The 26,283-nt window shown below is 70.2% G+C and carries 29 protein-coding genes; 12 read left to right on the forward strand and 17 right to left on the reverse strand.

Going from position 1 to position 26,283, the window contains the following annotated elements; all coding sequences use genetic code 11:
• Positions 1-25 precede the first annotated feature (25 nt).
• Positions 26-469 (reverse strand): DUF2391 domain-containing protein, encoded by a 444-nt coding sequence (locus tag EDM04_RS11485; RefSeq protein ID WP_123622226.1) that lies wholly within the window; start codon positions 467-469, stop codon positions 26-28.
• A gap of 136 nt (positions 470-605) precedes the next feature.
• On the opposite strand from EDM04_RS11485, the gene EDM04_RS11490 reads away from it, so the two are divergent.
• Complete coding sequence (locus EDM04_RS11490; protein ID WP_123622229.1) at positions 606-1,283, forward strand: class I SAM-dependent methyltransferase; 678 nt, start codon at positions 606-608, stop codon at positions 1,281-1,283.
• Positions 1,284-1,712: 429 nt separating this feature from the next.
• Entirely contained in the window at positions 1,713-2,600 is an 888-nt protein-coding gene (locus tag EDM04_RS11495) for a YkgJ family cysteine cluster protein (protein WP_123622231.1), read from the forward strand.
• 31 nt (positions 2,601-2,631) lie between these two features.
• Here the strand turns inward: EDM04_RS11495 and EDM04_RS11500 are convergent, their stop codons facing one another.
• The 3 genes from EDM04_RS11500 to serB all read right to left on the reverse strand — a co-directional run bounded on the left by EDM04_RS11500 (position 2,632) and on the right by serB (position 5,329).
• Positions 2,632-3,672, reverse strand: coding sequence for a Brp/Blh family beta-carotene 15,15'-dioxygenase (locus EDM04_RS11500; protein WP_123622233.1), 1,041 nt, complete (start codon positions 3,670-3,672; stop codon positions 2,632-2,634).
• The gene (locus tag EDM04_RS11505; protein ID WP_123622235.1) at positions 3,665-4,459 is read right to left on the reverse strand and encodes a lycopene cyclase domain-containing protein; all 795 of its coding nucleotides are present in this window, start codon (positions 4,457-4,459) and stop codon (positions 3,665-3,667) included. Before EDM04_RS11505 ends, EDM04_RS11500 begins: the two co-directional genes overlap by 8 nt.
• Before the next feature lie 225 nt (positions 4,460-4,684).
• Positions 4,685-5,329, reverse strand: coding sequence for a phosphoserine phosphatase SerB (serB, locus tag EDM04_RS11510; RefSeq protein ID WP_123622237.1), 645 nt, complete (start codon positions 5,327-5,329; stop codon positions 4,685-4,687).
• A gap of 112 nt (positions 5,330-5,441) precedes the next feature.
• Here serB and EDM04_RS11515 point away from each other — a divergent pair, with 112 nt between their 5' ends.
• Together EDM04_RS11515 and EDM04_RS11520 are read left to right on the forward strand one after the other, a co-directional pair.
• Positions 5,442-5,645, forward strand: a complete 204-nt coding sequence (locus EDM04_RS11515; RefSeq protein ID WP_123622240.1) for a hypothetical protein — start codon at positions 5,442-5,444, stop codon at positions 5,643-5,645.
• Positions 5,646-5,648: 3 nt separating this feature from the next.
• Positions 5,649-6,263 (forward strand): 2'-5' RNA ligase family protein, encoded by a 615-nt coding sequence (locus EDM04_RS11520; protein WP_123622242.1) that lies wholly within the window; start codon positions 5,649-5,651, stop codon positions 6,261-6,263.
• Between the two features lie 68 nt (positions 6,264-6,331).
• Here the strand turns inward: EDM04_RS11520 and EDM04_RS11525 are convergent, their stop codons facing one another.
• From EDM04_RS11525 to EDM04_RS11540, 4 genes are all read right to left on the reverse strand, one after another.
• Complete coding sequence (locus EDM04_RS11525) at positions 6,332-6,526, reverse strand: hypothetical protein (protein ID WP_123622244.1); 195 nt, start codon at positions 6,524-6,526, stop codon at positions 6,332-6,334.
• A 511-nt stretch (positions 6,527-7,037) separates the two neighbouring features.
• Positions 7,038-7,313: a hypothetical protein gene (locus tag EDM04_RS11530; RefSeq protein WP_123622246.1), complete on the reverse strand. Its 276-nt coding sequence runs from the start codon at positions 7,311-7,313 to the stop codon at positions 7,038-7,040.
• A 3-nt stretch (positions 7,314-7,316) separates the two neighbouring features.
• Entirely contained in the window at positions 7,317-8,726 is a 1,410-nt protein-coding gene (locus EDM04_RS11535; RefSeq protein WP_123622248.1) for a cytochrome P450, read from the reverse strand.
• 74 nt (positions 8,727-8,800) lie between these two features.
• On the reverse strand, positions 8,801-10,414 hold the full coding sequence (locus EDM04_RS11540; RefSeq protein WP_123622250.1) for a methyl-accepting chemotaxis protein: 1,614 nt from the start codon (positions 10,412-10,414) through the stop codon (positions 8,801-8,803).
• A gap of 143 nt (positions 10,415-10,557) precedes the next feature.
• Between EDM04_RS11540 and EDM04_RS11545 the strand changes: the two genes are divergently transcribed.
• Entirely contained in the window at positions 10,558-12,324 is a 1,767-nt protein-coding gene (locus tag EDM04_RS11545) for an excinuclease ABC subunit C (RefSeq protein WP_123622252.1), read from the forward strand.
• Positions 12,325-12,716: 392 nt separating this feature from the next.
• Entirely contained in the window at positions 12,717-13,298 is a 582-nt protein-coding gene (gene thpR / locus EDM04_RS11550; protein WP_123622254.1) for an RNA 2',3'-cyclic phosphodiesterase, read from the forward strand.
• A gap of 12 nt (positions 13,299-13,310) precedes the next feature.
• Here thpR and EDM04_RS11555 read toward each other — a convergent pair whose 3' ends face one another.
• Complete coding sequence (locus EDM04_RS11555) at positions 13,311-14,651, reverse strand: hemolysin family protein (RefSeq protein ID WP_123622256.1); 1,341 nt, start codon at positions 14,649-14,651, stop codon at positions 13,311-13,313.
• A gap of 233 nt (positions 14,652-14,884) precedes the next feature.
• Here EDM04_RS11555 and serA point away from each other — a divergent pair, with 233 nt between their 5' ends.
• Positions 14,885-16,489: a phosphoglycerate dehydrogenase gene (gene serA, locus EDM04_RS11560; RefSeq protein WP_123622259.1), complete on the forward strand. Its 1,605-nt coding sequence runs from the start codon at positions 14,885-14,887 to the stop codon at positions 16,487-16,489.
• A 66-nt stretch (positions 16,490-16,555) separates the two neighbouring features.
• Here serA and EDM04_RS11565 read toward each other — a convergent pair whose 3' ends face one another.
• From EDM04_RS11565 to EDM04_RS11590, 6 genes are all read right to left on the reverse strand, one after another.
• On the reverse strand, positions 16,556-16,741 hold the full coding sequence (locus tag EDM04_RS11565; RefSeq protein ID WP_241154898.1) for a hypothetical protein: 186 nt from the start codon (positions 16,739-16,741) through the stop codon (positions 16,556-16,558).
• Between the two features lie 4 nt (positions 16,742-16,745).
• Complete coding sequence (gene thrC, locus EDM04_RS11570) at positions 16,746-18,029, reverse strand: threonine synthase (protein WP_123622261.1); 1,284 nt, start codon at positions 18,027-18,029, stop codon at positions 16,746-16,748.
• Between the two features lie 95 nt (positions 18,030-18,124).
• A complete protein-coding gene (locus tag EDM04_RS11575; protein WP_123622263.1) occupies positions 18,125-18,343 on the reverse strand; it encodes a hypothetical protein in 219 nt (72 codons plus the stop codon).
• A gap of 53 nt (positions 18,344-18,396) precedes the next feature.
• Complete coding sequence (upp, locus tag EDM04_RS11580; RefSeq protein ID WP_123622265.1) at positions 18,397-19,074, reverse strand: uracil phosphoribosyltransferase; 678 nt, start codon at positions 19,072-19,074, stop codon at positions 18,397-18,399.
• 117 nt (positions 19,075-19,191) lie between these two features.
• Positions 19,192-19,425 (reverse strand): hypothetical protein, encoded by a 234-nt coding sequence (locus tag EDM04_RS11585; RefSeq protein WP_123622267.1) that lies wholly within the window; start codon positions 19,423-19,425, stop codon positions 19,192-19,194.
• 192 nt (positions 19,426-19,617) lie between these two features.
• On the reverse strand, positions 19,618-20,931 hold the full coding sequence (locus EDM04_RS11590) for a GTP-binding protein (protein WP_123622269.1): 1,314 nt from the start codon (positions 20,929-20,931) through the stop codon (positions 19,618-19,620).
• A gap of 159 nt (positions 20,932-21,090) precedes the next feature.
• Here EDM04_RS11590 and EDM04_RS11595 point away from each other — a divergent pair, with 159 nt between their 5' ends.
• The 4 genes from EDM04_RS11595 to EDM04_RS11610 all read left to right on the forward strand — a co-directional run bounded on the left by EDM04_RS11595 (position 21,091) and on the right by EDM04_RS11610 (position 24,738).
• Complete coding sequence (locus EDM04_RS11595; protein ID WP_123622271.1) at positions 21,091-21,306, forward strand: hypothetical protein; 216 nt, start codon at positions 21,091-21,093, stop codon at positions 21,304-21,306.
• Between the two features lie 139 nt (positions 21,307-21,445).
• Entirely contained in the window at positions 21,446-21,742 is a 297-nt protein-coding gene (locus EDM04_RS11600; RefSeq protein WP_123622273.1) for a hypothetical protein, read from the forward strand.
• Positions 21,742-22,719, forward strand: coding sequence for a TRC40/GET3/ArsA family transport-energizing ATPase (locus EDM04_RS11605; RefSeq protein ID WP_123622275.1), 978 nt, complete (start codon positions 21,742-21,744; stop codon positions 22,717-22,719). Before EDM04_RS11600 ends, EDM04_RS11605 begins: the two co-directional genes overlap by 1 nt.
• Before the next feature lie 162 nt (positions 22,720-22,881).
• Complete coding sequence (locus EDM04_RS11610) at positions 22,882-24,738, forward strand: carbon starvation protein A (protein ID WP_123622277.1); 1,857 nt, start codon at positions 22,882-22,884, stop codon at positions 24,736-24,738.
• Between the two features lie 61 nt (positions 24,739-24,799).
• Here EDM04_RS11610 and EDM04_RS11615 read toward each other — a convergent pair whose 3' ends face one another.
• Positions 24,800-25,471 (reverse strand): hypothetical protein, encoded by a 672-nt coding sequence (locus EDM04_RS11615; RefSeq protein ID WP_206424458.1) that lies wholly within the window; start codon positions 25,469-25,471, stop codon positions 24,800-24,802.
• Entirely contained in the window at positions 25,464-25,844 is a 381-nt protein-coding gene (locus tag EDM04_RS11620; RefSeq protein WP_123622280.1) for a cupin domain-containing protein, read from the reverse strand. Before EDM04_RS11620 ends, EDM04_RS11615 begins: the two co-directional genes overlap by 8 nt.
• A 167-nt stretch (positions 25,845-26,011) precedes the next feature.
• On the opposite strand from EDM04_RS11620, the gene EDM04_RS11625 reads away from it, so the two are divergent.
• Positions 26,012-26,245, forward strand: coding sequence for a hypothetical protein (locus tag EDM04_RS11625; protein WP_123622282.1), 234 nt, complete (start codon positions 26,012-26,014; stop codon positions 26,243-26,245).
• Positions 26,246-26,283: the final 38 nt, after the last annotated feature.

The following is a 26,283-nucleotide window of genomic DNA, read 5'->3' on the forward strand; positions in this document are numbered from 1 at the left end:
AGGTCGTTTCGGTGGTCGGGTGAGATCAGAACACGCTGTCGGCGGTCGCGGCGCCGACCACGCTGAACACCGCCCCCACGGAGATCGCCTTGAACGTCGTCCCCCACAGCTCGGCGCCCGCGACGCCCGCCTCGACGAGGAAGGTCCCGGGAGCGTCGAAGAGCAGCGCGAGGACGGTCACGGACCCGAACGCGACGATCATCAGCGAGACGAACCGAACGGGGATGCCACCGACATCTCGCTCGTCGTCCGGATCGCGATCGGTGTCGGCCCGGTAGAGCGCCGCGTAGCCGATCAGCCCGACGACGCAGGCGGTCAGGACCGCCTGCAGCCAGTTCATGCTGGCCGCCAGCACCCACACCTCCTCGGTGACGACGAACGGGCCCGCGAGGAGGAACCCCCCGACCGCCTGCTGTGCGGAGTCCGCGATACGGAACTTCGGTCGTCGGAGGCTCCGTGGCCGTTTCATACTCTCGGGAGGGCCGCCGACCGATAAAACGCCGACGCTTTCTCGTCGCCCCCCTCGTCCCCTGTGCGTCGCCGCGCGCGGCGAGTCGGCGGTCCCCTCCGAACCGGTTTTCACCCGCCCGCTCGTTCGCCCGCGTATGAGCGTTCGCGAGGAGTTCGACGAGTGGGCGGCGGCGGGCAAGGACCGCGGCATGGAGGACCGACACTGGCACACCGCCAAGCACGTCCTCGCGCGGATGCCGGTCGAGGAGGGCGACGCCGTCCTCGATCTGGGCACCGGCTCCGGCTACGCCCTCCGCGCGCTCCGCGAACGGGGGATCGGCCGGGGGTACGGCCTCGACGGCGCGCCCGAGATGGCGCGCAACGCCCGGAGCTACACCGACGACGACGCGGTCGGGTTCCTCGTCGGCGACTTCGACGCGCTCCCCTTCGCCGACGACTCGCTCGACCACGTCTTCTCGATGGAGGCGTTTTACTACGCGGCCGACCCGCACCACACCCTCGAAGAGATCCGGCGAGTGCTGCGGCCCGGCGGAACCTTCTACTGCGCGGTCAACTACTTCGCGGAGAGCGAGGGGACCCACGCCTGGCAGGACAACATCTCGGTCGACATGACGCTGTGGAGCCGCGACGAGTACCGCGAGGCGTTCCGGGAGGCCGGCCTGCACGTCGCCGAGCAGGACGCGATCCCCGACCGAGAGATCGAGATTCCGGACGCCTCGGCGTTCCCGACCGACGACTGGGACTCCCGCGAGGCGATGGTCGACCGGTACCGGACGTGGGGGACGCTGCTGACGGTCGGCGTCTCGCCCTGAATCGTCCGTTTCTGTATCAGTAGTCATTGTCGTCGGTGGTGACAGTTCTAACGCTCTAATCGCTCAGTGAATCCTGATCGGTGGCTCCGCGGCGAACACCTCCAAAGCCCCAGCCGGTGAGGCGGGCGCACGCTCGCTGCGCTCCTCACTCCGTCGCTAGCGCTCCCTCGTTGCGGTGCTTACATCGCCTGCGCCCGCCTCACCGGCTGCCCCTTTGAGTCCCACCCCGACCGCACCGCAACCGCACCTCATGCCTCCCCAGCCTCGCGGTTCGCGCTCTCCGAGCGCTCACCGCGTCCCTCGCACCGTCGGCTCGCGGCCCGCGGGGCCGCTCGCCGGGGCGCGCCGGCCGCACGGTCGCTTATAAAGCCCCTGCTCACGTCCGGCGATCCCTTTTAAGTGTGCGAACCGTTGGCACAGGTGATCACGATGGAACTCCGCTGCGAGGGCTGCGCCGGCTGCTGCGTCGACTGGCGGCCGCTCGCGCCCGACGCGGCCGGCTCCGACCGCACCGGTCGCCGCCCCCCGCTCGACGACGCCTACGACCTCGTGCCGCTCACGCGCGACGAGATCGCCGGGTTCCTCGACGACGGCCTCGGCGACGTGTTAGTCCCCCGGCTGTTCGAGCCCGCCGCGGGCGACGGCTCGGTCCGGATCGGCGGCGTCGCGGTCGCAGCCGCCGGCGACCGCCCCGTCTTCGCGGTCGGCCTGCGAAAGCCCCCCAAGCCGGTCGCGCCGATCGGTACCGACGAACACCGCTGGCTCGACGCCTGCGCCTTCCTCGACCCGACCACGCTCCAGTGCCGGATCCACGGCGGCGATCGCTACCCCCGGGCCTGCTCGACGTACCCCGCTCACAGCCTCGAACTGGACGCCGAGACCGAGTGCGAGCGCGTCGAGGCCGCCGGCGGCGGCGACCGCCTCCTCGACGACGCGGTCCCGGACGACACCCCGCCGCTCCCGTTCGGCCCGTACGCCGCCGGTTCGACCGTCTTCGCGTACCCCGACCCCGACGACCTCGACGGCGTGATCGACCGACTCCGGGCGGAGCGGCTCACTCCCGACGACCGCGCCCGGTTCGTCGGCGCCGCGGTCGGCTCCAGCCCCGGCTCGCTCTCCGTCGATCGCGACCGGATGGCCGAGGCCCGGACCCGCGCCCGCGACGCCGACTCCTGGGCCGGCCGAGCGATCCGGGCGTGGAGCGAGCGGGCCGCGGGCGACGGCGACCGGGTCGCGCTCGCCCCGGACGACCGCGAGCGGCTGGTCCGAGAACTGGAGGACGACGCGGGCGCGCCCGGAACGCCGGGGTGGGAGTGACGGCGGGACGGAACCGACGGCAGGAGGGGACTCACACCGAATCCGGTCGCCAGACCCCCTGTTTCCGGTCGAGCCACGCGGTGACGACGACGTGCGGGAGCGTCAGCGCCGCGATACCGACGAGCGACGCCGCGAGCAGGTCGCCGGGCGCGGCGATCCCCGCGGGGGCCGCGAGCCCGACTCCAACGAGCGCGAGGAACCCTCCGAGCGTGAGCGGAGCCGCGTCGCGGGCGAACCGCGCGAGCGCCCGCCGAACGTCGCCTTCCCCGAGCGCGACCGCCGCGCCCGAATCGACGAGGATCAGCCGTCCCACGTGCCGGAGCGCGTGCCAGAGCGCGAAGTACACCCCGATCGCGAAGACGGGCGCCGCGAGCAGGAACCACGCCCACAGCACCGCGACCTCTCCCGCGTCGCGGAGCCACCCGCGCCGCGAGGCGCCGCGGCGGACCCGCGCGTACCCCACCCCGAGCGACGAGAGCGTCGCCGCGATCACGACCCCGCTGACCGCCAGCTGCGTATCGGGGGCGAACAGGGGCTCGACCGCGGCCGTCGCCGCGCCCGGCTCGACGAGGAACAGTCCCACGACCCACTCCGCGACCAGCCGGTACTCCTCCGGGTGCGCGAGAAGGGGGACGCCCATCGGGAGCCCGCCGCGGACGACGAGACTCAGCCAGCGCTCCGCCGAGGTGGGGAGGTGCTCGACGCCCGCGATCGCGAGCGCGGCGACGTCGCCCTGTCCCCAGTGAAGCCACGTGAGCCCGACGAATCCGGCGAACGCGGCGACCGGCGCGGCGAAGAACGCGGCGACGACCGTCCCGCCGAGGACCGCGTAGACGACGGAGACGACCGCTATCGACCGCCGGAGTGACACCCTCGGCGCCGCCCGCAGCGGGACGAGGTGGTCGACCGCGCCGTGGGCCATCCCGACCGCGAGCGTCCCGAGCGTGAACGCCGCGACGCCGAGTTCGACCGGAAACAAAGGGGTCGCAGCGCCGACCGGCAGCAGCGCGGCGAGCGCCAGCGCCGGGTACAACGCGAAGAGCCGGTCCGCGCGCGACGCCGCCTCAGTCATCGCCCGGTCCGGGAACGGTCTCGTCGACCGCCTCCGCGGACGCGTTGGCCGCCCTCCGGCGGTCGTTCCAGTCGAGTACCCACTCGAACAGCACGAGCCCGTTGACCGTCATTACGCCGGCCGAGACGAAGAAGAGCATCTCCTCTATCGGGAGCCCGAGGACCGCGACTCCGGTGGTGTACTCCGCCGAGATGACCCACGTTCCCATCTCGATCGCGATCCGATCCGCGACCCAGAAGTACGCCGCCGGCAGGAGGGTCGCGGCGAGCCACGTCCGCGGCGTGCGGACGAGATACCCGCCGCCGACCGCCCACTGGAGCGCGAGCACGGGACCGACCCACGCGATCAGCCCGCCCAGGTAGAGGTACGACGGGTCGAGCGTCACCAGCCAGAGGCCGACGACGACCATCGCGATCCCGACCGCGACGCCCGCGATCCGGGGCGCTCGGTCGAAGTCGCCGTCGCGGAACGCCGGGTCGAACCCGATCAGGTGGAGCGCGAACGCGGTGACGACGGTCTGGACGGTGAAAAAGAGGTACTCGCCGAGCGGGATCGACAGCGCGCGGACCAGCACCGCGCCGTCGGCGTACGACCACGCCCCCTGCCGGATCATGTGGCTGATCCAGGGCGTCGTGTACAGGTACGCGATGGCGACGAGGATCGCTATCCCGGCCGTCGCGCGTCGCTGACGAACGTCGTCGTACCGCGGCGCGAGGTGCCACAGGCCGGCGAGTACGGGGAGGCTGAAGACGAGATGAAACTGCAGATACGTCAGCGTCGGCAGCATCCGATCACCCCGACGACCCCGGTCATGTCTCCCCCTTCTCTCCGCCGCTTATTAAGAACCCGTCCGAACAGTGTGTCCGTGTCCACCGGTCGACGGGACCACATTCGTCGCCTCCGCCGGCAGTCATCGTCTCCGCCGGCAGTCATCGCCTCCGCCGGCAGTCATCGCCTCCGCTGGCAGTCATCGTCTCCGCCGGCAGTCATCGTCTCCGCCGGCAGTCGCCGCCTACTCTGCGGGGAGCACGTCGTATCCCTCCAGCACCTTCCCGAGGCGGAACATCGAGGCGACGACGGCGTCGCACACCGGTCGGACCGCGTCCTTGGGAACGAAGCCGATCGCGATCCCCGCGACCTCCAGCATCGGGAGGTCGTTCGCGCCGTCGCCGACCGCGACCGTGGAGGCCATCGGAATCCCGAGATCGTCGGCGAGCTCGGCCAGCGCGTCGTCCTTCGTCCCCTCGATGAGGGGACCCTCGGCCTCGCCGGTGAGAGCCCCGCCGTCCATCGGGAGGCGGTTGGCGACGATCGTGTCGGCCTCGACGCCCTGCTTCGCGAGCGCGCGCTCGACCCCGCGCTCGAACCCGCCCGTGAGCACGGCGACGTGGTGCCCCTCGGCCTGCAGGCGCTCGATTAACTCTCCGGCGCCCGGCCGGAGCGCCACCTCGTCGAACGCGGCGTCGACCTCGTCCTCGTCGAGCCCACCGAGCAGCTCCGCGCGCTGGTAGAGGCTCTCGGCGTAGCTGAGTTCGTCGTTCATCGCCCGCTCCGTAATCCGTGCCACCTCGTCGGCGACGCCCGCGCGCCGCGCGAGCAGGACCGTCATCTCGGAGTCGGAGAGCGTGCCGTCGAAGTCGAACGCGATGAGGCTCATAGGGTCCGTTCGGCGCGGCGGGGTTTTGAAGCACCTGATCGCGCAACTCGAGACGGACTATCGGGACTGGACCCCGGTGGTCTTTTTGCCCGTCGCGGTCGTCGCTCACCGTATGGACCGAACCGACACGGCCCGCGCCGACGTCGACGCCGACGACCTCCTGAAGGTGGTCCTCGTCCTCGCTATCGTGTGGCTTCTCTTGGAGATCGTCGACACGGTGATCGGCCTGACGTTCGCGCTCTTGAACGCCGTTCCGACGCTCCTCGCGATCGTGATCGTCGTCCTGATCGTCTTATGGCTCACCGACCGGATCTGAGGCGTGTTCAGCCTGAACGTCCCGCTCGCGCCCGCGGTCGAGGAGCTCGCGGCGGATCTCCAGTCGAAATGCCCGGGGTTCGATCGGGTGCGCGATCGACACACGCTCGTCTGTAAGCGGTTCGGCGTCGCGGACGTGCCGGACCGCGTCGCGAGCGAGGAGGGCGGCGCGGCCGGCGGGGGCGGCGCAGGCGGCGCGACCGCGCCCCCCGGCGGCTCCGCCGGCGGACCCACACCGCCCAAGCCCGAGGCGCTCGACGCCCTGCGCGAGGACCTCCGCCCGCTGCTCGCGGGGACCGACCCCTTCCCGGTCGCCGTGACCGGGATCGACGTCTTCGACGCGCCCGCCTCGGGGTCGGGACCGGTGCTCTATCTGGTCGTCGAGAGCGACGCGCTCGTCCGGATCCACCGCCGGCTCTGCGGTGCTTACGGCGCGATCGAGGGGATCGAGGGGGACGAGTACGTGCCGCACGTTACCGTGGCTCGCGGCGGGAATCCCGAGCCGGGCGTCGTCGCGGGGCTGGTCGGCGCCGAGTTCGAGCCGATCCGGTGGCGGGTCCACGCGCTCGACCTGTACGACCCCGAATACCGTGAAGTCGCCGCGTCGATCGAGTTGTGAATCGGTCGCTCTCGTTGCGATCTGTAGAGTGTGACGGGTATCGCGTACCGGATATCGGGGACCCGTTCCTACGTCGATCCCCCGTTCGAAGCGGTTATTCGCTGGAGTCCGACGTAGAACACGGGAGCTAACACACCAGTCAGGACGACGCCGCCGACTAGGGGGAGGAGACCTGTCGGGTTCGGAGCGAGCACGACGGAAACGGCGAATCCGAGGAAGAAGGCCCCGAGGATGGAGAGTGGCAGTATCACGCGAGACTTCATATCTCAAACACACTGGCCGAATTTAATAAGCGTATGTCTCTCGCTTCGCGCTAAACGCGAGTTGTCGACGGATCGGCAGCGACCTCTCCAAAGCTCCCAGTCGCTCGGACATAAAATGTCGATGACGGATCGACGAACACCTTCCAAGCCCCAACCGCTCGTTTATAAGTGATTGCTCACACCGGATCGACGGTGAACGCCTCCAAAGCCCCAGTCGCGAGGACGCCGCACGCTCGCTGCGCTCCTCAGTCGCTCGCTTCACTCGCTCCTCAGTCGCTCGCTTCACTCGCTCCTCAGTCGCTCGCTTCACTCGCTCCTTCCGGTGCTTACGTCGCCTGCGGCGTCCTCGCGACTGCCCCTTTGAGTCCCACCCCGCACAGCACCGCCCCGCACCTCACGCCTCCCCAGCCTCGTCGGTCGCCCTCCGCTTCGCTCCGGCCGCCCGACTCCCTCGCGCGGCGCCGCTCGCGGGCCGGAGGCCCGCTCACAGGCGCGCGCCACCGCAGTTCGGTTATAAACCACTACGCTGACGGCTACTCCGATCGAGGTCATCGTCGCCTCTCTCGTCGTCGCCTCTCTCGTCGTCGCCTCTCTCGCCGTCGCCTCTCTCGCCGTCGCTCCCGTCCGGCTCACCGACCGCGTGATGCGGCCCGACCGGCCCGTGCGTCAGACAGACGCCGGCGATCGGGGTCGCGTTGAGACAGCAGGCGCGCTGCTGGCTCGCGATGGCGCCCCGAGAGAGGGGCTCCCCGCAGAGGCGGCAGTACGACTCCTCGTCGCCCGCCATCGCTCAGCGCTCCCGGATGCGCATCGGCACCGGATGGTCCGGGTGCATCGTCAGCGAGCCCCGCAGCGAGAGGTCGGGACCCTCGTACTCCAGGTCGTACTGCGAGCAGACCGTCGCGAGGATCAGCTTGGCCTCCAGCAGCGAGAACGCCTTGCCGATACAGTGGCGCGGGCCGCCGCCGAACGGGAAGAAGGCGAACCGAGGACGTTGACTCCGGCGTTTCGGCTCCCAGCGACTCGGATCGAAGGCGTCGGGGTCGCCGTACCACCGCGGCGAACGGTGAACCACCCACTGCGGGCACATCAGCGCGGCGCCCTCGGGGATCCGGTAGCCCCCCAGTTTCACGTCGAGTTTCGGCTCGCGAAAGAGGGTGTAGACGGGCGGGTACAGCCGCATCGACTCGTCGAGCACGCGCTCGGTGTACCGCATCTCGCGGGCGTCAGTGGCAGTCGGCGGGCCGTCGGAAGTCGCCACTGTCGACTCCCGTGCGACGCGCTCTCGGGCCTCGGGGTGGTTCGAGAGCAGGTAGAAGGTGTACGTTAACGCGATCGCGGTGGTGTCGTGGCCGGCTAACAGCATCGTCACCATCTCGTCGCGGAGGTTCTCGTCGGTCTGCTCGCCGCGGTCGCGGGCGCGAAGCAGGACGGAGAGCAGGTCTATGGGGAGGTCGCCGCCGCCGTCTCCGGCGGGACCGTCCCCCGCGGGACCGCGCACCGCGACGCCCTTCGGGCCGGCCGGGTCGACGGCGGGGTCGCGCTCGGTCCCGCGGCGCCGGTCGACGATCCCGTCGATGACGGACTCGAGGGTGCCGATGGCGGCGTCGAACTCGCGGTTCTCGCGGGTCGGCATCCAGTTCGGGATCAGGAAGCGACGGGGGTCGGGCTCGAAGCGAGCGCCGAGCGGCTCCAGCTTCGCTTGCACCGTCTTCACCTCTTCGTCGGTGATATCGGCGCCGAACATCGCCGAGACGATGATCTTGACGGTGAGCCGGGCGACCTCGAGGTGCACGTCGACGACGTCGCCGTCGTTCCAGTCCGCGAGCTGCGACTCGGTGTGGTCGACCATCGTCCCCGCGAGCGCCCCGATCCGCTGGTTGTGGAACGAGGGGTTCGCGAGCTCGCGCTGGCGCTGCCACGTCTCCCCCTCGCTCATCAGGAGTCCGTTCCCGAGCAGGGTGTCGATGGCGTCGTCGCCGAAGTCCGGTTTGCGATACCGCTCGGCGTCGGCGACGAGCACGCGCTCGACGTCGGCCGGGTTCGTGAGCATGTACGTCTCGCGCGGGCCGAGGTCGAAGCGGACCACGTCGCCGTAGCTGTCGGCGCAGGCGCGCATGAACGAGAACGGGTCGGCGGCGTACTGACGACCGTTCCCGAAGAGGGGATCCCCGATGGGTCCGGGCGGCGTGGCGGACATGGAGGGATCGGAGGGCTCGGCGCGGTTAAACGTTCGGCGGCGGAGAGAACGGTGGCTGCGGAGGGGTGGGAACGCTACTGCCCCCGGTCCCGCTTCGCGTCCAGCCGCTCGACGCGGGTGATCAGCTCGTCGACGGCGACCTCCTGGTCGTCGGTGGCGTCGACGATGCGGTCGGTCGCCTCCTCGGTGCGGTCGGAGCGCTCTCGGACCGCCTCCAGCGACGAGGTGAGCTCCTCGACGGTGGCGGCCTGGTCGTCCGTGGTCCGGGCGACCTCGGCGACGCCGGCCGCGGCCTCGTCGACCGCGTCCGCGATGTCCTCGAGGGAGTCGAGAACCGTCTCGATCTCGGTGCCCGCGTCCTCGATGCGGTCGTGCGAGCGCTCGACGGCGGTGCTCGTCTCGTCGGACTGCGCCTGCAGCTCCGCGAGGCTCTCCGTGATCTCCTCGGTGTAGCCGCGGGTCTCGTCGGCGAGCTTCTTGACCTCCTCGGCGACGACCGCGAAGCCGTCCCCGCCCTCGCCGGCGCGGGCGGCCTCGATGTTGGCGTTGAGCGCGAGCAGGTTCGTCTGCTCGGCCACGTCGGAGATGACCTCGATGACCTCCTCGATGTCGTCCATGCGCTCGGAGAGCGCGCCGACGCTCTCGACGAGCTCGTCGCCGATCTCGACCACGTCCTCGGTCGCTCGTCGGGCGTCCTCGCTGGCGTCGAGCCCCTGGTCGGCGGCCTCGCTGGCGGCGACCGCGGCGGAGTCGACCTGGTCGGCCGTCGCGGCGACCTCCTCCATGCCGGCCGAGAAGGACTGCATCTCCGAGACGCTCTCCTCTAACAGCTCGTTCTGCTCGTCGACGTTCTCGGCGATGTCCGCGGCCGCGGTGCTGGCCTTCTGGACCGTCTGGTCGATCTGGCGAGCCTGCTCGTGGACGCTCTCGGAGAGGTCCTGGAGGTTCTCCGCCATCCGGTTGACGACGTCGACGACGCTCAACAGCTCCTCGTCGAGGATCTCGCACTCCTCGTGACGGACGGCCCGGGCCTCGAGGTTCCCCTCGCCGATCGCCTCGGCCGTCTCGCGGACCTCCGTGACCAGCGTCTCGGTCGCGGTCCGCTGGTTGATGTTCTGCGTCCGGTCGATGACGACCTCGGTGACGCCGACGAGCTCGTCGCCGTCGTAGAGGGGCGACGCCGTGAACTCGATGTGTTTCTCGTCGCCGTGGCGGTCGACCATCGTGCTGGTGTCGCGGTAGCGGGTCTGCGCCGAGTCGCAGCGCTCGACGCCGTACGCCTCGTCGGCGTTCTCCGGCGCGTCGAGCACCTTGTCGGCCAGGGTGTCGGCCCGCCGCCCGTCGGGGTAGAACAGCTCCGAGACGTGCGCGTGGCCGATCGCCTCCGCGCGCTCGCTCCCGGTGAGCGACGCGATGGACTCGTTCCACTCGACGACGCTCCCCTCGTCGTCGAGGATGAACGTCGGGACGCCGGTCGAGTTGAACACCTGATCGAGACCGGCGGCGGCGATCGTCTCGGCGCGGCCGCTCCCGTTCTCTCCCGCGATATCGTACCCGTCCCCCTCGCGCGCGTCCGTTCCGGTCGCGTCGGCGGCGGTATCGTCCACGACGACCCCGCCGTCCGGGACTGACCGCGAGTCGCGGTCCCGACCGAACGCGCGTCGGAGTAGCCCTCGAATACCCGTCATTTCTACGCGGGACTCTCCCAAGCACTCAGATAAACCGTTCCCCCCGTTATTCACGACTGATAATCGGCCGACTTGTCAGGCGACGTGACGGTCTCGAAATCCGCCCGTAGCGTTCAAACGCGTTCGGCGGCTACGACTATTCGATGGACGCCGACGCCGTGCGCGAGCGGGCCGCGGACCTCCCGACCGAGCCCGGCGTCTACCAGTTCCGGGTCGGGGAGACGACGCTGTACGTCGGCAAGGCGGTCGACCTCCGCGACCGCGTCAGGTCGTACGCCGACCCGCGCTCGGGGCGCATTCGGGGGATGGTCGGGCGCGCCGACCGGATCGAGTTCGCGGTCACCGACACGGAGACGCAGGCGCTCTTACTGGAGGCGAACCTGATAAAGCGGCTCCGCCCCCGATACAACGTCCGGCTGAAAGACGACAAGTCGTATCCGCTGGTCGCCTTCTCCGACCACGAGGTCCCGCGGATCGAGGTGACGCGGGACCCCGAGGCTGGCGCGGTCGCGTACGGCCCGTTCACGAACAAGGGCCGCGTGGACGCCGTCGTGAAGGCGATCCGCGACGAGTACCTCCTCCGGGGGTGTTCCGACCACAAGTACGCGAACCGCGACCGCCCCTGTCTCGACTACGAGATGGGGATCTGTTCGGCCCCCTGCACCGGCGAGATCGACCCCGAGAGCTACGCCGAGGACGTGGCGGCCGCCCGCCGGTTCTTCGAGGGCGAGACGGGCGTCCTCGCCGACCCCCTGCGCCGGCGGATGGAGGCCGCCGCCGAGGCGAACGAGTTCGAGCGCGCCGCGAACCTCCGGGACCGGCTCGAGGCGGTCGAGGCGTTCCACGGCGAGGGCGGCGAGGCCGTCAGCGACCGCACCGACGACCGCACCGTCGACGTGCTCGCGGCCGCGGTCGAGGGCGACACTGCCCGCGTCGCGCGGCTCCACAGCGAGCGCGGCCAGCTGGTCGACCGCAGCCGACACCAGTTGGACGCGGCGGCCGGGGACGAAGACGAGGGAGACCACGCCGGAGAGGACGCCAACACCCCCGCCGCGGTGCTGTCCGCGTTCCTCGCGCAGTACTACGCCGAGCGGGAGTTCCCGGACGCGGTCCTCCTCGCCGAGCACCCCTCCGACCCGGACGTGGTCGACTGGCTGGAGGCCGAAGGGGTCTCGGTCCACGTCCCCGGCGCGGGGCGGGAGGCGAAGCTCGTCGAGCTCGCGCTGAAGAACGCTCGGAAGCGCGGCGGCCGCGAGGACCCGGTCGGCGCGCTCGGCGAGCGGCTCGGCGTCTCCCGCCCCGCCCGGATCGAGGGGTTCGACGTGAGCCACGCGCAGGGGACGGCCGTGGTCGGCTCCGACGTGTGCTTCGCCGACGGGAGCGCGGAGACGAGCGGCTACCGCCGGAAGAAGCTCACCGACCGCAACGACGACTACGCGAACATGCGCGAGCTGGTCCGGTGGCGCGCCGAGCGCGCGCTCGCCGGCGAGGACGATCGCCCCGACCCCGACCTCCTCCTGATCGACGGTGGCGAGGGCCAGCTCGGGGCCGCCCGCGACGCCCTGGCGGAGACGGGCTGGGACGTGCCGGTCGTCGCCTTGGCGAAGGCCGAGGAGCTGGTGGTGACCCCGACCGGCACGCAAAAATGGCCCGACGACGCCCCGGAGCTTCACCTGCTCCAGCGCGTCCGCGACGAGGCGCACCGCTTCGCCGTCTCCTACCACCAGACCGTCCGCGACGAGGTCAAGACGGTCCTCGACGACGTGCCCGGCGTCGGCCCCCAGACCCGCCGCCGGCTCCTCCGCCGGTTCGGATCGGTCGAGAGCGTGCGCGACGCCTCCGCGGACGATCTCACCGACGTCGACGGCATCGGCGACGCGACCGCCCAGACGCTGCGAGAGCGTTTATAAGTGAGCGATGCGGTCGGCGCGTGCCGCCGAGCGCCCGCAGGGCGCGAGGTGCACGCGCGAGGGACGCCGTGAGCGACGGGCGACCGGAGGGAGCCCCGAGCGAGCGGCGAGGCTGGGGAGGCGTGGGGCGCGGTTGCGATGCGGTTGGGTGGGACTCAAAGGGGCAGCCGCGAGGGCGGCGCAGACGACCCAAGCACCGCAACGAGGGAGCGAACACCGTGAGCGACCGAGTGAGGAGCGCAGCGAGTGTGCGGCGCCCTCGCGGCTGGGGCTTTGGGGGCGTTCACCGCCGATCTGCTGTTCGCTATTTATAAGCGAACGGCCACCCTTTCGAACTCGTTCCCCACGTCATCAACGACTTATAAGCGGTCTCGCCCAACGTCCCACTCGTCATGCGCGCGTTCTTCGCCGTCGACCTCCCGGACGAGCTCGCGCCCGCCGTCGCGGAGGCACAGTCCGCCTTCGAGGACGCCGACGGCCTGCGGTTCGTCGATCCCGAACGGACGCACGTGACGCTGAAGTTCCTCGGTGACATCGCCGAAGACGGCGCGGGAAGCGACCCGAACGTCCCCGCCGTCGACGACGTGATCGCGGCCGGCGAACAGGCGGTCGCGAACACCGATATCGACCCCTTCGAGTGCGCCGTCGAGGGGTTCGGCGTCTTCCCGAGCCTCGACTACGTCTCGGTCGTCTGGGCGGGGGTCGATCGGGGAACTCCCGAACTGACCGCGCTCCACGAGGCCCTCGAAGCGGAGACGACCGCGCTCGGCGTCGACCCCGAGGACCACGAGTTCACGCCGCACGTCACGCTCGCGCGGATGAACGACGCTCGCGGGAAGGAGCTGGTGCAGGAGGTCGTCCGCGAGCGCGACCCCGAGATCGGTCGGTTCGAGGTCGACGCGGTCCGGCTCGTGAAGTCGACGCTGACGAGCGACGGGCCGGAGTACGAGACGGTCGCGTCGTTCGGGCTCTAGCGGGCACCGCGGTCACTCGGCCTCGTCGGTATCGCCCTCAGCGTCGCCCTCGCCTCCGGGTCCCTCGTCGCTCCCGACGCTATCGCCGCCTCCCTCTCTTCTCGCCTCTCCCGGATGCTCCACCCGCACGCGGGTCACCCTCGTCGGGGTCGCGCCCGTGACCGCGAGCGTCACGTCGCCGATCTCGACGCGGTCGCCCTCGGCGGGAATCCGCCCGAGCCGCTGGGTGATCAGCCCCGCGACGGTCTCGGCGCCCCCGTCGACCGGGAGGGCCAGCCCGAGCGTCTCGTTGAGGTGCGCGACGGTGGTCCACCCCCGCGCGACCGCGGCGTCGGGCGCGACCACGTCGACGTGGTCGGTCTCCCACCGCCCGACCAGCTCGCCGACGACCTCCTCGACCACGTCCTCTAAGGTCACGATCCCGACCACCGCGCCGAACTCGTCGACGACGACCGCCATCCGGAGGTCGCTCGACCGCATCGTCGCGAACAGCTCGTCGACCGCCTGCGTCTCCGGGACGAAGGTCGGCTCGCGGAGCGCGCTCGCGAGGGGCTCGCCGCGCTCGTTGGCGGCGACCGCGTCGCGCATGTCGAGGATCCCGACCACGTCGTCGCGGTTCTCGCCGTACACCGGCATCCGCGTCACCCCCTCCGCGGCGGCGGTCGAGACCGCCTCCGCGGGCGTGACGGTGTCGGGCAGCGCGACCATGTCGGTCCGGGGGACCATCACCGCCGACACGCGGGTCGCCTCCAGATCGAGGACGCCGCGGATCATCGCCCCTTCCTCGGGATCGAGCGCGCCGCCGGCCTCCCCCGAGAGCACCAGCGTCTCGATCTCCTCGCGCGTGAGGTACGACTCGATGGCGGACTCGCCGCCCGTGAACCGGTTGACGATCCCGGAAAGGGCCTCGAAGACGTACAGCACCGGACGGATGACGCGCTGGATCGCGACCACCGGCCGCGAGACGCGGAGCGCGTGCCTCTCGGCGTTCGCGACCGCGTAGGACTTCGGCGCGATCTCGCCGAAGACGATGACGAACACCGAGGTGACGAGCGTCGAGCCCGTGGCCGCCTCGCCGCCGGAGAAGCCGAACCGGACGAACACCGCGGTCGCGACCGACGCGGCCGCGATGTTGGCGACGTTGTTGCTTACGAGGGCGGTGACGAGGAAGCGGTGCGAGTCCCCTCGTAGCGCCGAGAGCGCCCGCGCGCCGGGCACGTCGGCGGCGAGCAGCGAGTCGACGCGGTGGGTCGGAACCGAGAAGACGGCCAGCTCGGAGCTGGAGAAGAAGGCGCTGATCCCCGTCAACACGAGGATCGCGGCCACGCCGGCGAACGCGATCGTGATGTCCATACCCGACCAAACGTCCCGATATAAAAGGGAGTACCGCCGGGCGGCGCGGTTCCGGATCAGGCGGACGAATTCGCGGAGAACGGACCGGTATCCGTCGCGGACGATCGGTACCCACGAACGAGGGGTCTCCATCCGAAACGAAGGGGTTACTAATGCATGATAGCGGATCGTACTGCCCGGCAAAACGGAGCGATGAGGAAAGGGTTAACCTCGCGCCGCCGGTGAAATCGCCCATGAAGGTACTCGTGACCGACCCCATCGCGGACGCGGGGTTGGACCGACTCCGAGACGCCGGCCACGAGGTCGTGACGGACTACGAGATCGAGGGCGACGACCTGCTCGACGCCGTGAGCGATGCCAACGCGCTGATCGTTCGCTCCGGGACCGACGTGAACGAGGCGGTGTTCGAGGCCGCTCCCGAGCTCGTCATCGTCGGGCGGGCCGGCATCGGCGTCGACAACATCGACATCGAGGCCGCCACCGACCACGGGGTCATCGTCGCCAACGCACCCGAGGGGAACGTCCGGGCCGCCGCCGAACACACGGTCGCGATGACGTTCGCCGTCGCGCGCTCGATCCCGCAGGCGCACGGCCGCCTCGTCGGCGGCGAGTGGGCGAAAGGCGAGTTCCTCGGCACCGAGATCAACAACAAGACGCTCACCATCGTCGGGCTCGGCCGCGTGGGCCAGCAGGTCGCCAAGCGGCTCGACTCGCTCGGGATGGATCTGGTCGTCTACGACCCGTACATCTCCGAGGAGCGCGCCGACCGGCTCGGCGCCGAACTCGTCGAGGACCTCCACGACGCGCTCGCGCGCGGCGACTTCGCGACGGTCCACACCCCGCTCCTCCCCGAGACCGAGGGGATGATCGGCGAAGACGAGCTGGCCCAGCTGGAGGGCGGCTACCTCATCAACTGCGCCCGCGGCGGGATCGTCGACGAGGACGCGCTCGCCGAGGCCGTCGACGACGGCGTCCTCGCGGGCGCCGCGCTCGACTCCTTCGCCGAGGAGCCGCTCTCGAAGGACTCGCCGCTTCTCGACGTCGAGGAGGTCGTCTTAACGCCGCACCTCGGCGCCTCGACGGAGGCCGCACAGGAGAACGTCGCGGTCGACACCGCGGAGGCCGTGCTCTCGGCGTTCGCCGACGAGCCGGTCCTGACGGCGCTCAACGCGCCCTCCGTCGACGAGACGGCGTTCCCTCGGATCAAGCCGTACATCGCCGTGGCGGAGACCGCCGGCAAGGTCGCCGCGCAGCTGCTCGACGGCCGGATCACTGAGGTGGAAGCGACCTACGAGGGAGACATCGCCGAGGAGGACGTGGAGCTCGTCACCGCGAGCGCGCTGAAGGGCGTCTTCGAGCCGCTGGAGTGGCAGGTGAACTCGGTGAACGCGCCCCGGCTCGCCGAGGAGCGCGGCATCGACGTGACCGAGTCGAAGACCCGCCAGACCGACGACTTCCAGAGCCTGATCCGCGTCACCGTCCACAACGGCGAGGACTCGATCGCGGTCGAGGGGACGCTGTTCGCGGGCGAGGACCCCCGAATCGTCCGCATCGACGGCTTCCGCGTCGACGCGGTCCCGTACGGGCACATGCTGGTCGCGCGCAACACCGACGAGCCGGGCGTCATCGGGCTCATCGGCACCGTGCTCGGCGACCACGACGTGAACATCGCCGGGATGTACAACGCCCGCGAGACGCAGGGCGGCGAGGCGCTCACCGTCTACAACCTCGATCAGGACGTGCCGGACGAGGCCGTCGAGGCGCTGCTCGCCGACGACCGGATCGTCGAGGTCACCGAGATCACGCTGGACGAGGCGGACGAGCGGCCGGCGGAGTAGGCGTCGGTCAGTACTCGGCGACCGGGACGAACGGCTCGAAGTCGTCGACGTTCCGGGTGACGACGGTCATTCGTCCCCGTCAGTGGTGCCCACCAACCGATCGATCGCCGCGGTCTGTCGGTCGCCCGCAGACTCGTCGAAGCGTTCTCGCGACGCGGCCGCGGCCTCGCGAAGCGACTCCGTCTCCTCGGCCGACAGCGCCCCGAAGCCGTCGCGCCAGTCGCCCTCGCTCTCGTCGATCAGCCGATTCACTCGATCAGTCCCGCAGGTGCTCCACGACCGCGTCCACGTCGTTCGGGACCGGCTCGGGGTCGCCGCCGGCCTCGTAGGCGGCGTCGGGGTCTTTCAAGAGGTGTCCCGTCGTCAGGCAGACGACCCGCTCGTCGTCGTCGACGACGCCCTCGCGGCGGAGCTTCCGGAGCCCGGCGAGGCTCGCTGCGGAGGCCGGCTCGACGCCGACGCCCTCCTCGGCGAGGTCGCGCTGCGCGTCGGTGATCTCCGAATCGCTCACGGCGACCGCGGTGCCGCCCGTGTTCCGGATGCCGGGGAGCGCCTTCGGCGCGTTGACCGGGTTGCCGATGCGGATCGCGGTCGCGCGGGTCTCGACCTCCTCCCAGCGCCGGACCTCGTCGTTCCCCTCCTCGATCGCCTCGACCATCGGTGCGGCGCCCTCGGCCTGCACGCCGGTGAGCTTGGGAACCTCGTCGACGGCGAGTGCGCCCGACTGGACCAGCTCGCGGAACGCTTTATAAAGTGCCGAGGTGTTGCCCGCGTTGCCGACGGGGAGGACGATCCGGTCCGGGAACTCGCCGTAGTCGTCGCGGAACTCCTCTAAGATCTCGAAGCCGATCGTCTTCTGGCCCTCCAGGCGGAACGGGTTCAGGGAGTTGAGCAGGTACGCCTCGCCGCGGGCGGCCAGCTCCTGGACGATGTCGAGGCAGGCGTCGAAGTTGCCGTCGACTTCCAGAATGCGGGCGCCGTGGAGGCTCGCCTGCGCGATCTTCCCGGCGGCGACCTTCCCCGCCGGGAGGAGCACGAGCGTCTCCATCCCGCCGCGGCCGCCGTAGGCCGCGAGCGCGGCGGAGGTGTTTCCGGTGGACGCGCAGGCGAGCGCGCCGACGCCCAGCTCCTCCGCGACCCGGACGCCGACCGTCATCCCGCGGTCCTTGAACGAGCCGGTGGGGTTCATCCCCTCGTGTTTGATCCGGAGCGCCTCGACCCCCACGGACTCCTCGATCCGCGGGACGCGGTGGAGCGGGGTGTCGCCCTCGGGGAGCGTCACGCCCAGGTCGAAGGGGAGCGCCTCGCGGTAGCGCCAGACGCCGCGGTCGGGGCCCTCGGAGGGGGCGTCCGCGCCGAACTCCTCGAAGGTCGGCGGGTCGGCGTAGCGCACCTCCAGGAGGCCGCCGCACTCGTCGCAGGTGTACCGGACCGCCTCGAAGGGGGCGAACGTCTCGTCGCACGCGATACAGGCGAGCCACGTCCCGTCGTCGGCGCAGTCGGGCGCCGCCGGGGCCGGGGCGTCGATGGCGAGGTCCATTACGTCGTCGTCCGTGCCGCCGCGGCTTAAGACGGGCGGTCGGGACGGACGTTGCCGTGCGGACGGGAAGCGTGGATGGCACCGTCCCCGACCGCTCAGTCGACGATGATCTCCGAGCTGCCGCCGTCGCCCTCGTCGGGGCCGGAGCCGAGCCGGTCCTGATAGCGCTCGATCCAGTCGGCGAAACAGTCGGGACAGAGCCGCTGGGTGTCGATGTTCGCCCGGTCGACGCTCAGCCGGACGACCCGCGCGAGCGCGTCCGTGGTGGGGTCGCCGCAGCCGTCGCAGGGCTCGGTCGTCGGCGCGTCGCTCATACGGATCGGTCGCGCGGGCGGCTCTTAAAAGTACGTCGGCCGCGACGGTCGCCTCAGACGGTCCGGAACGCGCGGTCGCCGGCGTCGCCGAGCCCGGGGAGGATGAACCCGTCGCCGTCGAGCCGGTCGTCGATGGCGACCGTCAGCAGGTCGGCCTCGGGCACCGACTCGCTCACGCGCACGAGCCCCTCGGGCGCGGAGACCGCCGAGAGGACGAACAGGTCCTCGAAGTCGTCGGCCTCCTCGAGGACGTGGTCGAGGACCGCGCACATCGTCGAGCCGGTGGCGAGCATCGGGTCCGCGACGATCACGGTGTCCTCGGGCCGGATCTCGGGCAGCTTCACGTAGTCGATGGTGATCGGGAACTCCCCCTCGTCGGTCATCCCGGCCTCTTCGTCGCGGCCGGCGGAGATGACGCCCTGCTTCGCCCGCGGGAACGCCTTTAAGAGTCCCTCGACGAACGGGGTCGCGGCCCGGAGCACGTTAATGATGACCACGTCGTCGAGTCCCTTCACGCGCTCGCCGGTCGTCTCCTGGAGGGGCGTCTCGACCGGGACGTACTCCGTCTCCATCGCGCCGTCGATGATCTCGTAGCCGCAGATCCGGCCGAGTTTCACGAGCCCCTTCCGGAACGCGACCTGCTCGGTCTCGACGTCGCGGAGCCGCGAGAGGGTGTCCTTCGCCAGCGCGTGCGTGATGAGGTGGGCGTCGTCGCGGTCTTCGATCGTCATTGTCGGAAAAAGAGCCGCGTTCGAGTTAAAGGATGACGAAACTCGCCGGCTCGTCGGCTCGTCGGCTCGCGAGTTCGGTCTCCGAACGCGGCCGCCGATCCCGGCCCGCGGGGACCGCTACCGCAACACGGCCACGTACGTCACCGCGAAGAGGATCAGCGCCAGCGTCGCGACGTTCTGAAGGGTGAGCGCGATGAACCCGAGGAAGTCGAGCCCCCAGACGACGACCCACGCGAACCACGTCGAGAGCACGGCGTTCAGCGCGAGCACCACCCGCGGGTCGCCGGTCGACTCCTCGACGCCCGATCGGATCCCCTCGCCGTCGCTCGGCTCTCCGCGCTCCTCGCTCATACGGCGACTGGCGCGTGTGCGCCACTTAGCTCTTGTCCGTCGGAGACGTACCGCACTCGTGACATCCTCCCCGCCGCGCCTCGTAACCGTCCCGGTGGCCCGATTCGGTTCGAGCGCGCGAGCGGAACGGGCTGCGCCTGCTGAGAGCGCCGCCCTCGTCCGGCGATTCCGCGCTCGGGGCGTCGACTCCGTTTACGGCTTCCGGAGCGCCAGCGCCTCGCCCTGCTCGGTCGGGAAAGGGAGCTCCCCGTCGATCTCGCCGCCGTCCTCCTCGAAGGCCGTCCACTCGTCGTCGGTGACGAGCGCGTCGTCGAGGCGCTCGCGGAGCGCCGCCTCGTCGATGCCGGTGCCGATGACGACGTACTCCGTCAGGCGGTCGCCGTGTTCGTCGTCCCAGTCGAGGTTCGGTCGGTTCGAGCGCAGCATGTCGCGCTCGACGGCCGGGAGGCTCGCGATCCACGGACCGAGCGCTTCGACTCGCACCGACGCGCCGGCCTGTTCGACCTGCTGACGCTGGTCGGTGCCGGCGACCCACAGCGTCCCCTTCGAGCGGACCACGTCGTCCGGGAGGTCGCGGAGGAGGGCGGCGACCCGGTCCGGGTGGAAGGGTCGCCGGCGGCGGTAGGTGAAGGAGGTGACGCCGTACACCTCGTCGGGGTGGCGGTGGTCGCGGTCGCCGCTCCCGTGCCCGTGGCCGTGACCCCCGCTCCCTTCCGCCAGCGCCCGCTTCCACCCCGGGAGGTCGCCGAGCTCGCTCGCGTCGAACAGCCCGACGCCGAGGATCCGGTCCGGATCGACCGCGGAGAACTCCGCGACCACCGTCTCCGCGTCGGGCTGGAGCGCGCCGACGAGCTCGACCGCCTCGTCGATCTCCGCGTCGGTACAGAGGTCCGCCTTGTTGCAGACCACGAGGTTCGACACTTCGATCTGCTCGACGAGGAGGTCCGAAAGGGGGCGCTCGCCGTCGTCGCTCCCGTCTCCCTCCCCGTTCGCGTCGCTCCCGTCTCCCTCCCCGTTCGCGCCGACGCCGCCGTTCCCGCCCTCCGCGTCCGGGTCGACGCGACGCTCCGGTGTCCCCTCGCCCGCGAAGGCGTCGAGGAACTGCCGCGTGTCGATCACGGTCACCAGCGCGTCGACCCGGTACCGGGCCGCCGCGCGCGACTCGGTCGTGAACAGCCGCGCGACCGGCGCGGGCTCGGAGATTCCCGACGACTCCACGACGAGGGCGTCGAAGGAGCGCTCGTTCGCGAGCCGCACCACGGCCGTTTCGAGGTCGTCCTGCAGCTCACAGCAGATACAGCCGTTCGACAGCTCCGTGACGCCCTCGACGTCGATCTCGGACTCCTCGGCGATCAGCTCGGCGTCGACGTTCACGTCCCCCATGTCGTTGACCAGCACCGCGATGTCGCGGTCGCCGGCGTTCCGCAGGAGGTGATTCAACAGGGTCGTCTTGCCCGCGCCGAGGCTCCCCGAGAGCACGGTCACCGGGATCCGATCGTCGTCCATGGCGTTCGGTGGGCGTGCCGGACCCTTCAACGTCGCGGCGGCGGAAGCGGTCGCGATCGCCGGTGTCACGCCGACCTCCCCGTCCGCGTCGGCGACCGTCGGGTCCCGTGTTCGCCGGAAGCCGATACGTTGAAACGTCGCCCCCGCGGATCGCGGACCATGATCGATTACTCAGCCGTGGTGGGGATCGTGGCGATCGCGGTGACCGTTCTGATGGTCGTCGCGATGCTGTACCTCGTCTGGGACGCGCTCGACGGGGACGCACACACGCCGAGTCCCGATCGAACGGGACACTCCGACTTCGGCGACGGCGACGAGGCGGGCGACGGGGAGGAGACGCAGGGCGAGCTGACCGACGGCGTCGACTCGGCCTGACCGCGATCGGACCCCGTCTCCGCCGGACCGAGCGCTGAGACGCCGACGCGAACCGCCTCCGATCCGCTGACGAGCGCTCACGAGCGCCCGCCGCCCGACCGCGATACCTTTTAACACGTCTCGACCGTCACGATCGGTAATGACAGTCGCCGACCGGATCGAGGCGTTTCGAGCCGCGCTCGAGGAGTGGCTCCGCGGGCTGTACCACGGGATGATAACCCATCCGGCCTACGAGAAGATCGAGAAGGAGGCGGAGGACGCGGAAGACGAGTTCATGCTCGCGTGCTTCCCCGACGCCTTCGGGATCCCCTCGCCGGTCTCGTACTACACCGCCGAGCTGCTCCCCTACCTCGAAGACGAGTTCGAGGCGTGGGAGCGGCGGCTGTGGGACCGCGAGAGCCTCATCGAGCGGAAGGGCCAGCAGTACCACTTCTGATGGAGCGGTTCGTCTTCTTCGGCGGGAAGGGCGGGGTCGGCAAGACCACGGTCTCCTGCGCCTACGCCTCCCGCTGCGCGAACGCCGGGCTGCGGACGCTCGTCGTCTCGACCGACCCCGCGCACTCGGTGTCCGACGTGTTCGATCAGCGGTTCACCGACGACCCGGAGTCGGTCGACGGCGTCGAGGGGCTCGACGCGATGGAGATCGACCCCGAAGACGAGATGCAGCGGCACCTCCGGGAGATCCGCGAGGGGCTCTCCGAGCAGGTGTCGGCGTCGATGGTCTCGGAGATCAACCGGCAGCTGGAGATGTCGCACGGGACGCCGGGCGCGTACGAGGCCGCCCTCTTCGACGCGTTCGTGGGCGTGATGCGCGAGGAGAGCGAGCCGTACGACCGCGTCGTCTTCGACACCGCGCCGACCGGGTCGACGCTGCGGCTGCTCGGGCTCCCGGACTTCTTGGGCGACTGGATCGACCGGCTGCTGTACAAGCGCAAGCAGTCGATCGACCTGTTCGAGAAGGCCGCCATCGGCGACATGGAACCCCGGCGCCTGATGGACGGCGACCCCGTCTTGGAACGCCTCCAGCGCCGCAAGGAGTTCTTCGAGTTCGCGGGCGACACATTGCGGTCCGACGCCGCCTTCTTCCTCGTGTTGAACCCCGACCAGTTGTCGGTCAACGAGACGGGCCGGACGATCGAGGGGTTCACCGAGCGGGACCTCCGAGTCCGCGGGCTCGTCGCGAACAAGCTCACCCCGTCGCCGGACGACGACGAGGAGGGACGCGGGGCCAGCTACCTCCGGGAGAAGGCCGCGACCGAGCGCGAGCGGCTCGATCAGGTGCGCGAGGAGTTCGACCCGCCGCTGGTCGCCGAGATCGAGTCGCGGACGCGGGAGGTCCGCGGGGACGTGCTCTCGGAAGTCGCGGCCGCGCTCGACGTCGAAACGGGAGCGCCCGTGGACGCGCGCGAATAAGAATCAGGGATAGATAGACGAAACCAACGTCTGGATCGCGGAAAGTAATCGCCGGGTGGCGTCCTGTCCGGTGATTCGATCGGATCGAGCGCGTAACTATCACGGTCGAAGCCAATATTTAATACGCTCTTTCCGAACCGGTCTCGTGAGGCAGGGGAATTCATGACAAGCATCATCTGGATCGTAGTTGCTGTGCTCGGCACCTTCACCGTGGGGTATATGGGGTACTCGCGGTACCTCTCGCAGTTCGTCGACCTCGACGACGAGCGGGAGACGCCGGCGCACAAGTACGAGGACGGACAGGAGTACGTACCGTCGAAGAAACCGGTACTACTGGGGCATCACTTCTCGAGTATCGCGGGCGGCGCGCCGATCGTCGGCCCGATCACGGCGGGGGCCATTTGGGGCTGGGTCCCGGCGCTGTTGTGGGTCGCCATTGGGAACCCCCTGATGGGTGCGGTCCACGACTTCATCTCGCTGTCGAGCTCGATCCGCCACGAGGGTCGCTCGATCGGCTACATCGTCGGCCAGTACGTCGGGGAACGTGGGAAGAACCTGCTGCTGTGGTTCGCGTTCCTCACGATCATCCTCGTCGTCGCCGTGTTCGCATTAGTCGTCGGGATCGTGTTGAACGCGTTCCCGTCGGCGGCGACCGCGAGCTTCGTGTACATCGCGCTCGCGGTCGTCTTCGGCGTGTACCTCTACCAGCTCGACGGCCCGTTCATCCCCGGGACCGTCCTGTTCGTCGCCGGAGTGTTCGCGGGCGTCTGGGTCGGTATCCAGTACCCGTTCGCGTTCTTCTCGCTGGCCGGCGAGGCGTCCCACACCGCGGGCACGTTCGTCCTCTTCGAGGGGAGCACGGGCTCGTGGGTACCCGGCGCGGGTGCACTCGGCGGTAACACGGCCGCGTGGGTGCCCGTCATCCTGATATACGCGGTCATCGCGAGCGCGCTCCCGGTCTGGACGCTGCTGCAGCCGCGTGACTACCTCTCGTCGTTCCTGCTGTACGCGGGGGTCGGCGGTGCGTTGGTGGCGATCATCGTCGGTACGATCTTCGGCACCTCGTCGCAGCCGCTCGTGATCGACAGCAGCATCCAGCCGTTCCAGGGGTTCATGGGGGTCGACAGCCGGGCGCCGTACCCGCTGTTCCCCATGCTGTTCGTCACTATCGCCTGCGGGACCATCAGCGGGTTCCACTCGCTGGTCTCCTCGGGGACCACGGCCAAACAGCTGAACAAGGAGAGCGACGCCCGACTGATCGGCTACGGCGGCATGCTCGGTGAGGGGCTGCTCGCGGCGACGGCGCTGTCAGCGCTCGCCATCGCCGGGTTCGCCTCCGACGCCGCGGCCGGCGGCATCGGCGGCGCGCTGCCGAACTTCGCGAGCGGCGGCGGGATCATCCTGACGAGCCTCGGCATTCCCGCCACGTACGGCGCCCCCTTCATGGCGCTGGTGCTCGTGAGCTTCCTGCTCACCTCCACGGACACGGCCGCGCGGCTCGGCCGCTACATGATGGAGGAGATCGTCGGCACGAAAGGGACCCAGAGCGAGACCGGTTTCGCCGGCGGGATCGGTTCGTTCGCCCGCGGTCGCTACACGAACCCGATCGTCCAAGGACTGATCGCGTACGCGCTGGTCATCTCCGGCGAGTGGGCGACCCTGTGGGCGCTGTTCGGCAGCGCGAATCAGCTGCTCGCGGCGCTCGCGCTGCTCACCGGAACCGTCTGGCTCGCCAACTGGGACGAGTCGAAACAGCTCGTCAGCACGGGCGTGCCGATGGCGATCATGGTCGTCATAACCGTGATCGCCTTGGCGTTCCTGGCGGGGTATCAGTGGCTGTTCGTCAACCTGATCCAGGGCGGCGTGACCGGCATCGGTAACCAAATATCGATGGTCGTCCGAATCGCGCTCGCGGTCGTGCTCGTCTACCTCGCGCTGGCGCTCGTGCGCATCGGTTACGGCAACATCGCGAGCGTCCGCGGCGGCGACCGCACCGCCGCGGAACCGAGCGACGACTGACGCAGACGACCGACCTCGCCTTCTCGCCCTCTTCGGTCATCTCTTCGGTGACGCGCCGACCTCACCGCCAGAACCGCTTCGCGAACCGCGAGAGGAACCCCTCGTCCGGTCTCTCGACCGGCTCCCACAGTCGGAGGGCCTCGGCGGTGCTCGCGGCCTCGCTGGTGACGAGCCGCTCCTCGTCGGGCGCGACCACGACGAGGTTCACCTCGTAGTGGCCGTAGTAGCCGAACTTCAGCAGCGTCCGGTCGCGGAACCCGTCGACGAACGCGGCGACGTCGTCTGAGATTCGATCGGCGACGAGCGCGACGGTGATATCGGTACCGTAGTGCTGTTCGTTCCCCTCGACCCGCTCGTCGGCGACGCCGTGGGCGAACTCCACGAGCCGCTCTAGCTCGCCGACCGTCGGGCTGGCGACGCGTCGGGCGAACAGGTACTCCATCACGTCGTGGTCCGCGTAGCTCAGCGCGGGGTGGAGGAACTGCTTCTGGTTGCGCACCCGCATCTCGGCGGTGAGATCGAAGCGTTCCCCGTCGACGACGACGTCGCGATCGAGGTCGTAGCTGTACATCAGCCGGTCGGAGACGCGGTCGAAGTACTCGTCGTCGTAGTCGGGGACCGCCTCGCGGATCTCGGCCGGCAGCTCCTCGGGGTCGCGGCGGGCGTCGCCCGCCGCCGGAGCCGCCGCGTCGGCGCGCGTCTCGTCGTCCGCGCCGTCGGCGGCGTCACTCATCGTCCGGGTCGTAGGCGACCGCGTCGTTGTCGGCCGGCGGCGCGCCGATCGCGAGCACGGTCACGGGGCCGTCGGCGTCGGCCGGGTTGTACGCCCGCTGCGGGCTCTCGGGGTCGACGACGAACAGGTCGTCCGCGAGGACCTCGTAGGTCCGGTCCGGCGTTTCCACCGAGAGCGTCCCGTCGAGGACGTAGAACGCCTCCTGTTGGGTCTCGTGGTAGTGGTATGCGAGCGGCAGCTGCTCGCCCGGCTCCGCGCGGAAGCGGTTTATCGCCGCGGCATCGAGGCCGCCCGGCTCGGAGAGCTTCCGGCACTCGCAGGGTCGGTCGGGCTTCGGCTCAACCGAGTCCGTGTCGACGACGCGATATCCCATGTGAACACATTCCATGGCCGGTTGAAAAGCGCATCGGGCCGGCGTCGAACCGAAACCGGACCGGAGTCGGTCGGTTTCGCCGCGGTCACCGGCGATCCGGAACTCCCGAATCGGCGTCGGCGAGGGGTTTTTAGCCGATCGAACACGAACGTTCGGTAGAGATACCCATGTCCGACGAGGAGATCAAAGCGGAGGCGTGCGGCCGGTGCTCGATGTCGACGGTCGTCGGCGCGGTGAGCGGTGACCAAGGCCCGGAGGAGCGCGCCGAGCGCGACCCGTTCGCCGGCGAGCGCATCGAGGTCGACGAGTCGTCTATCCGGCGCGTGTCGCCGGGCGGACTCCTGAGCGACCTCAAAGACCGGATCGACGCGCTCGGTCGCCGGCTCGCGTACGGGAAGTAGCGGCTTCGGTCCGGTCGCCGGGACTTATACGCGCTCGC

Source organism: Halorubrum sp. CSM-61 (assembly GCF_003781945.1).
GTDB lineage: Archaea > Halobacteriota > Halobacteria > Halobacteriales > Haloferacaceae > Halorubrum.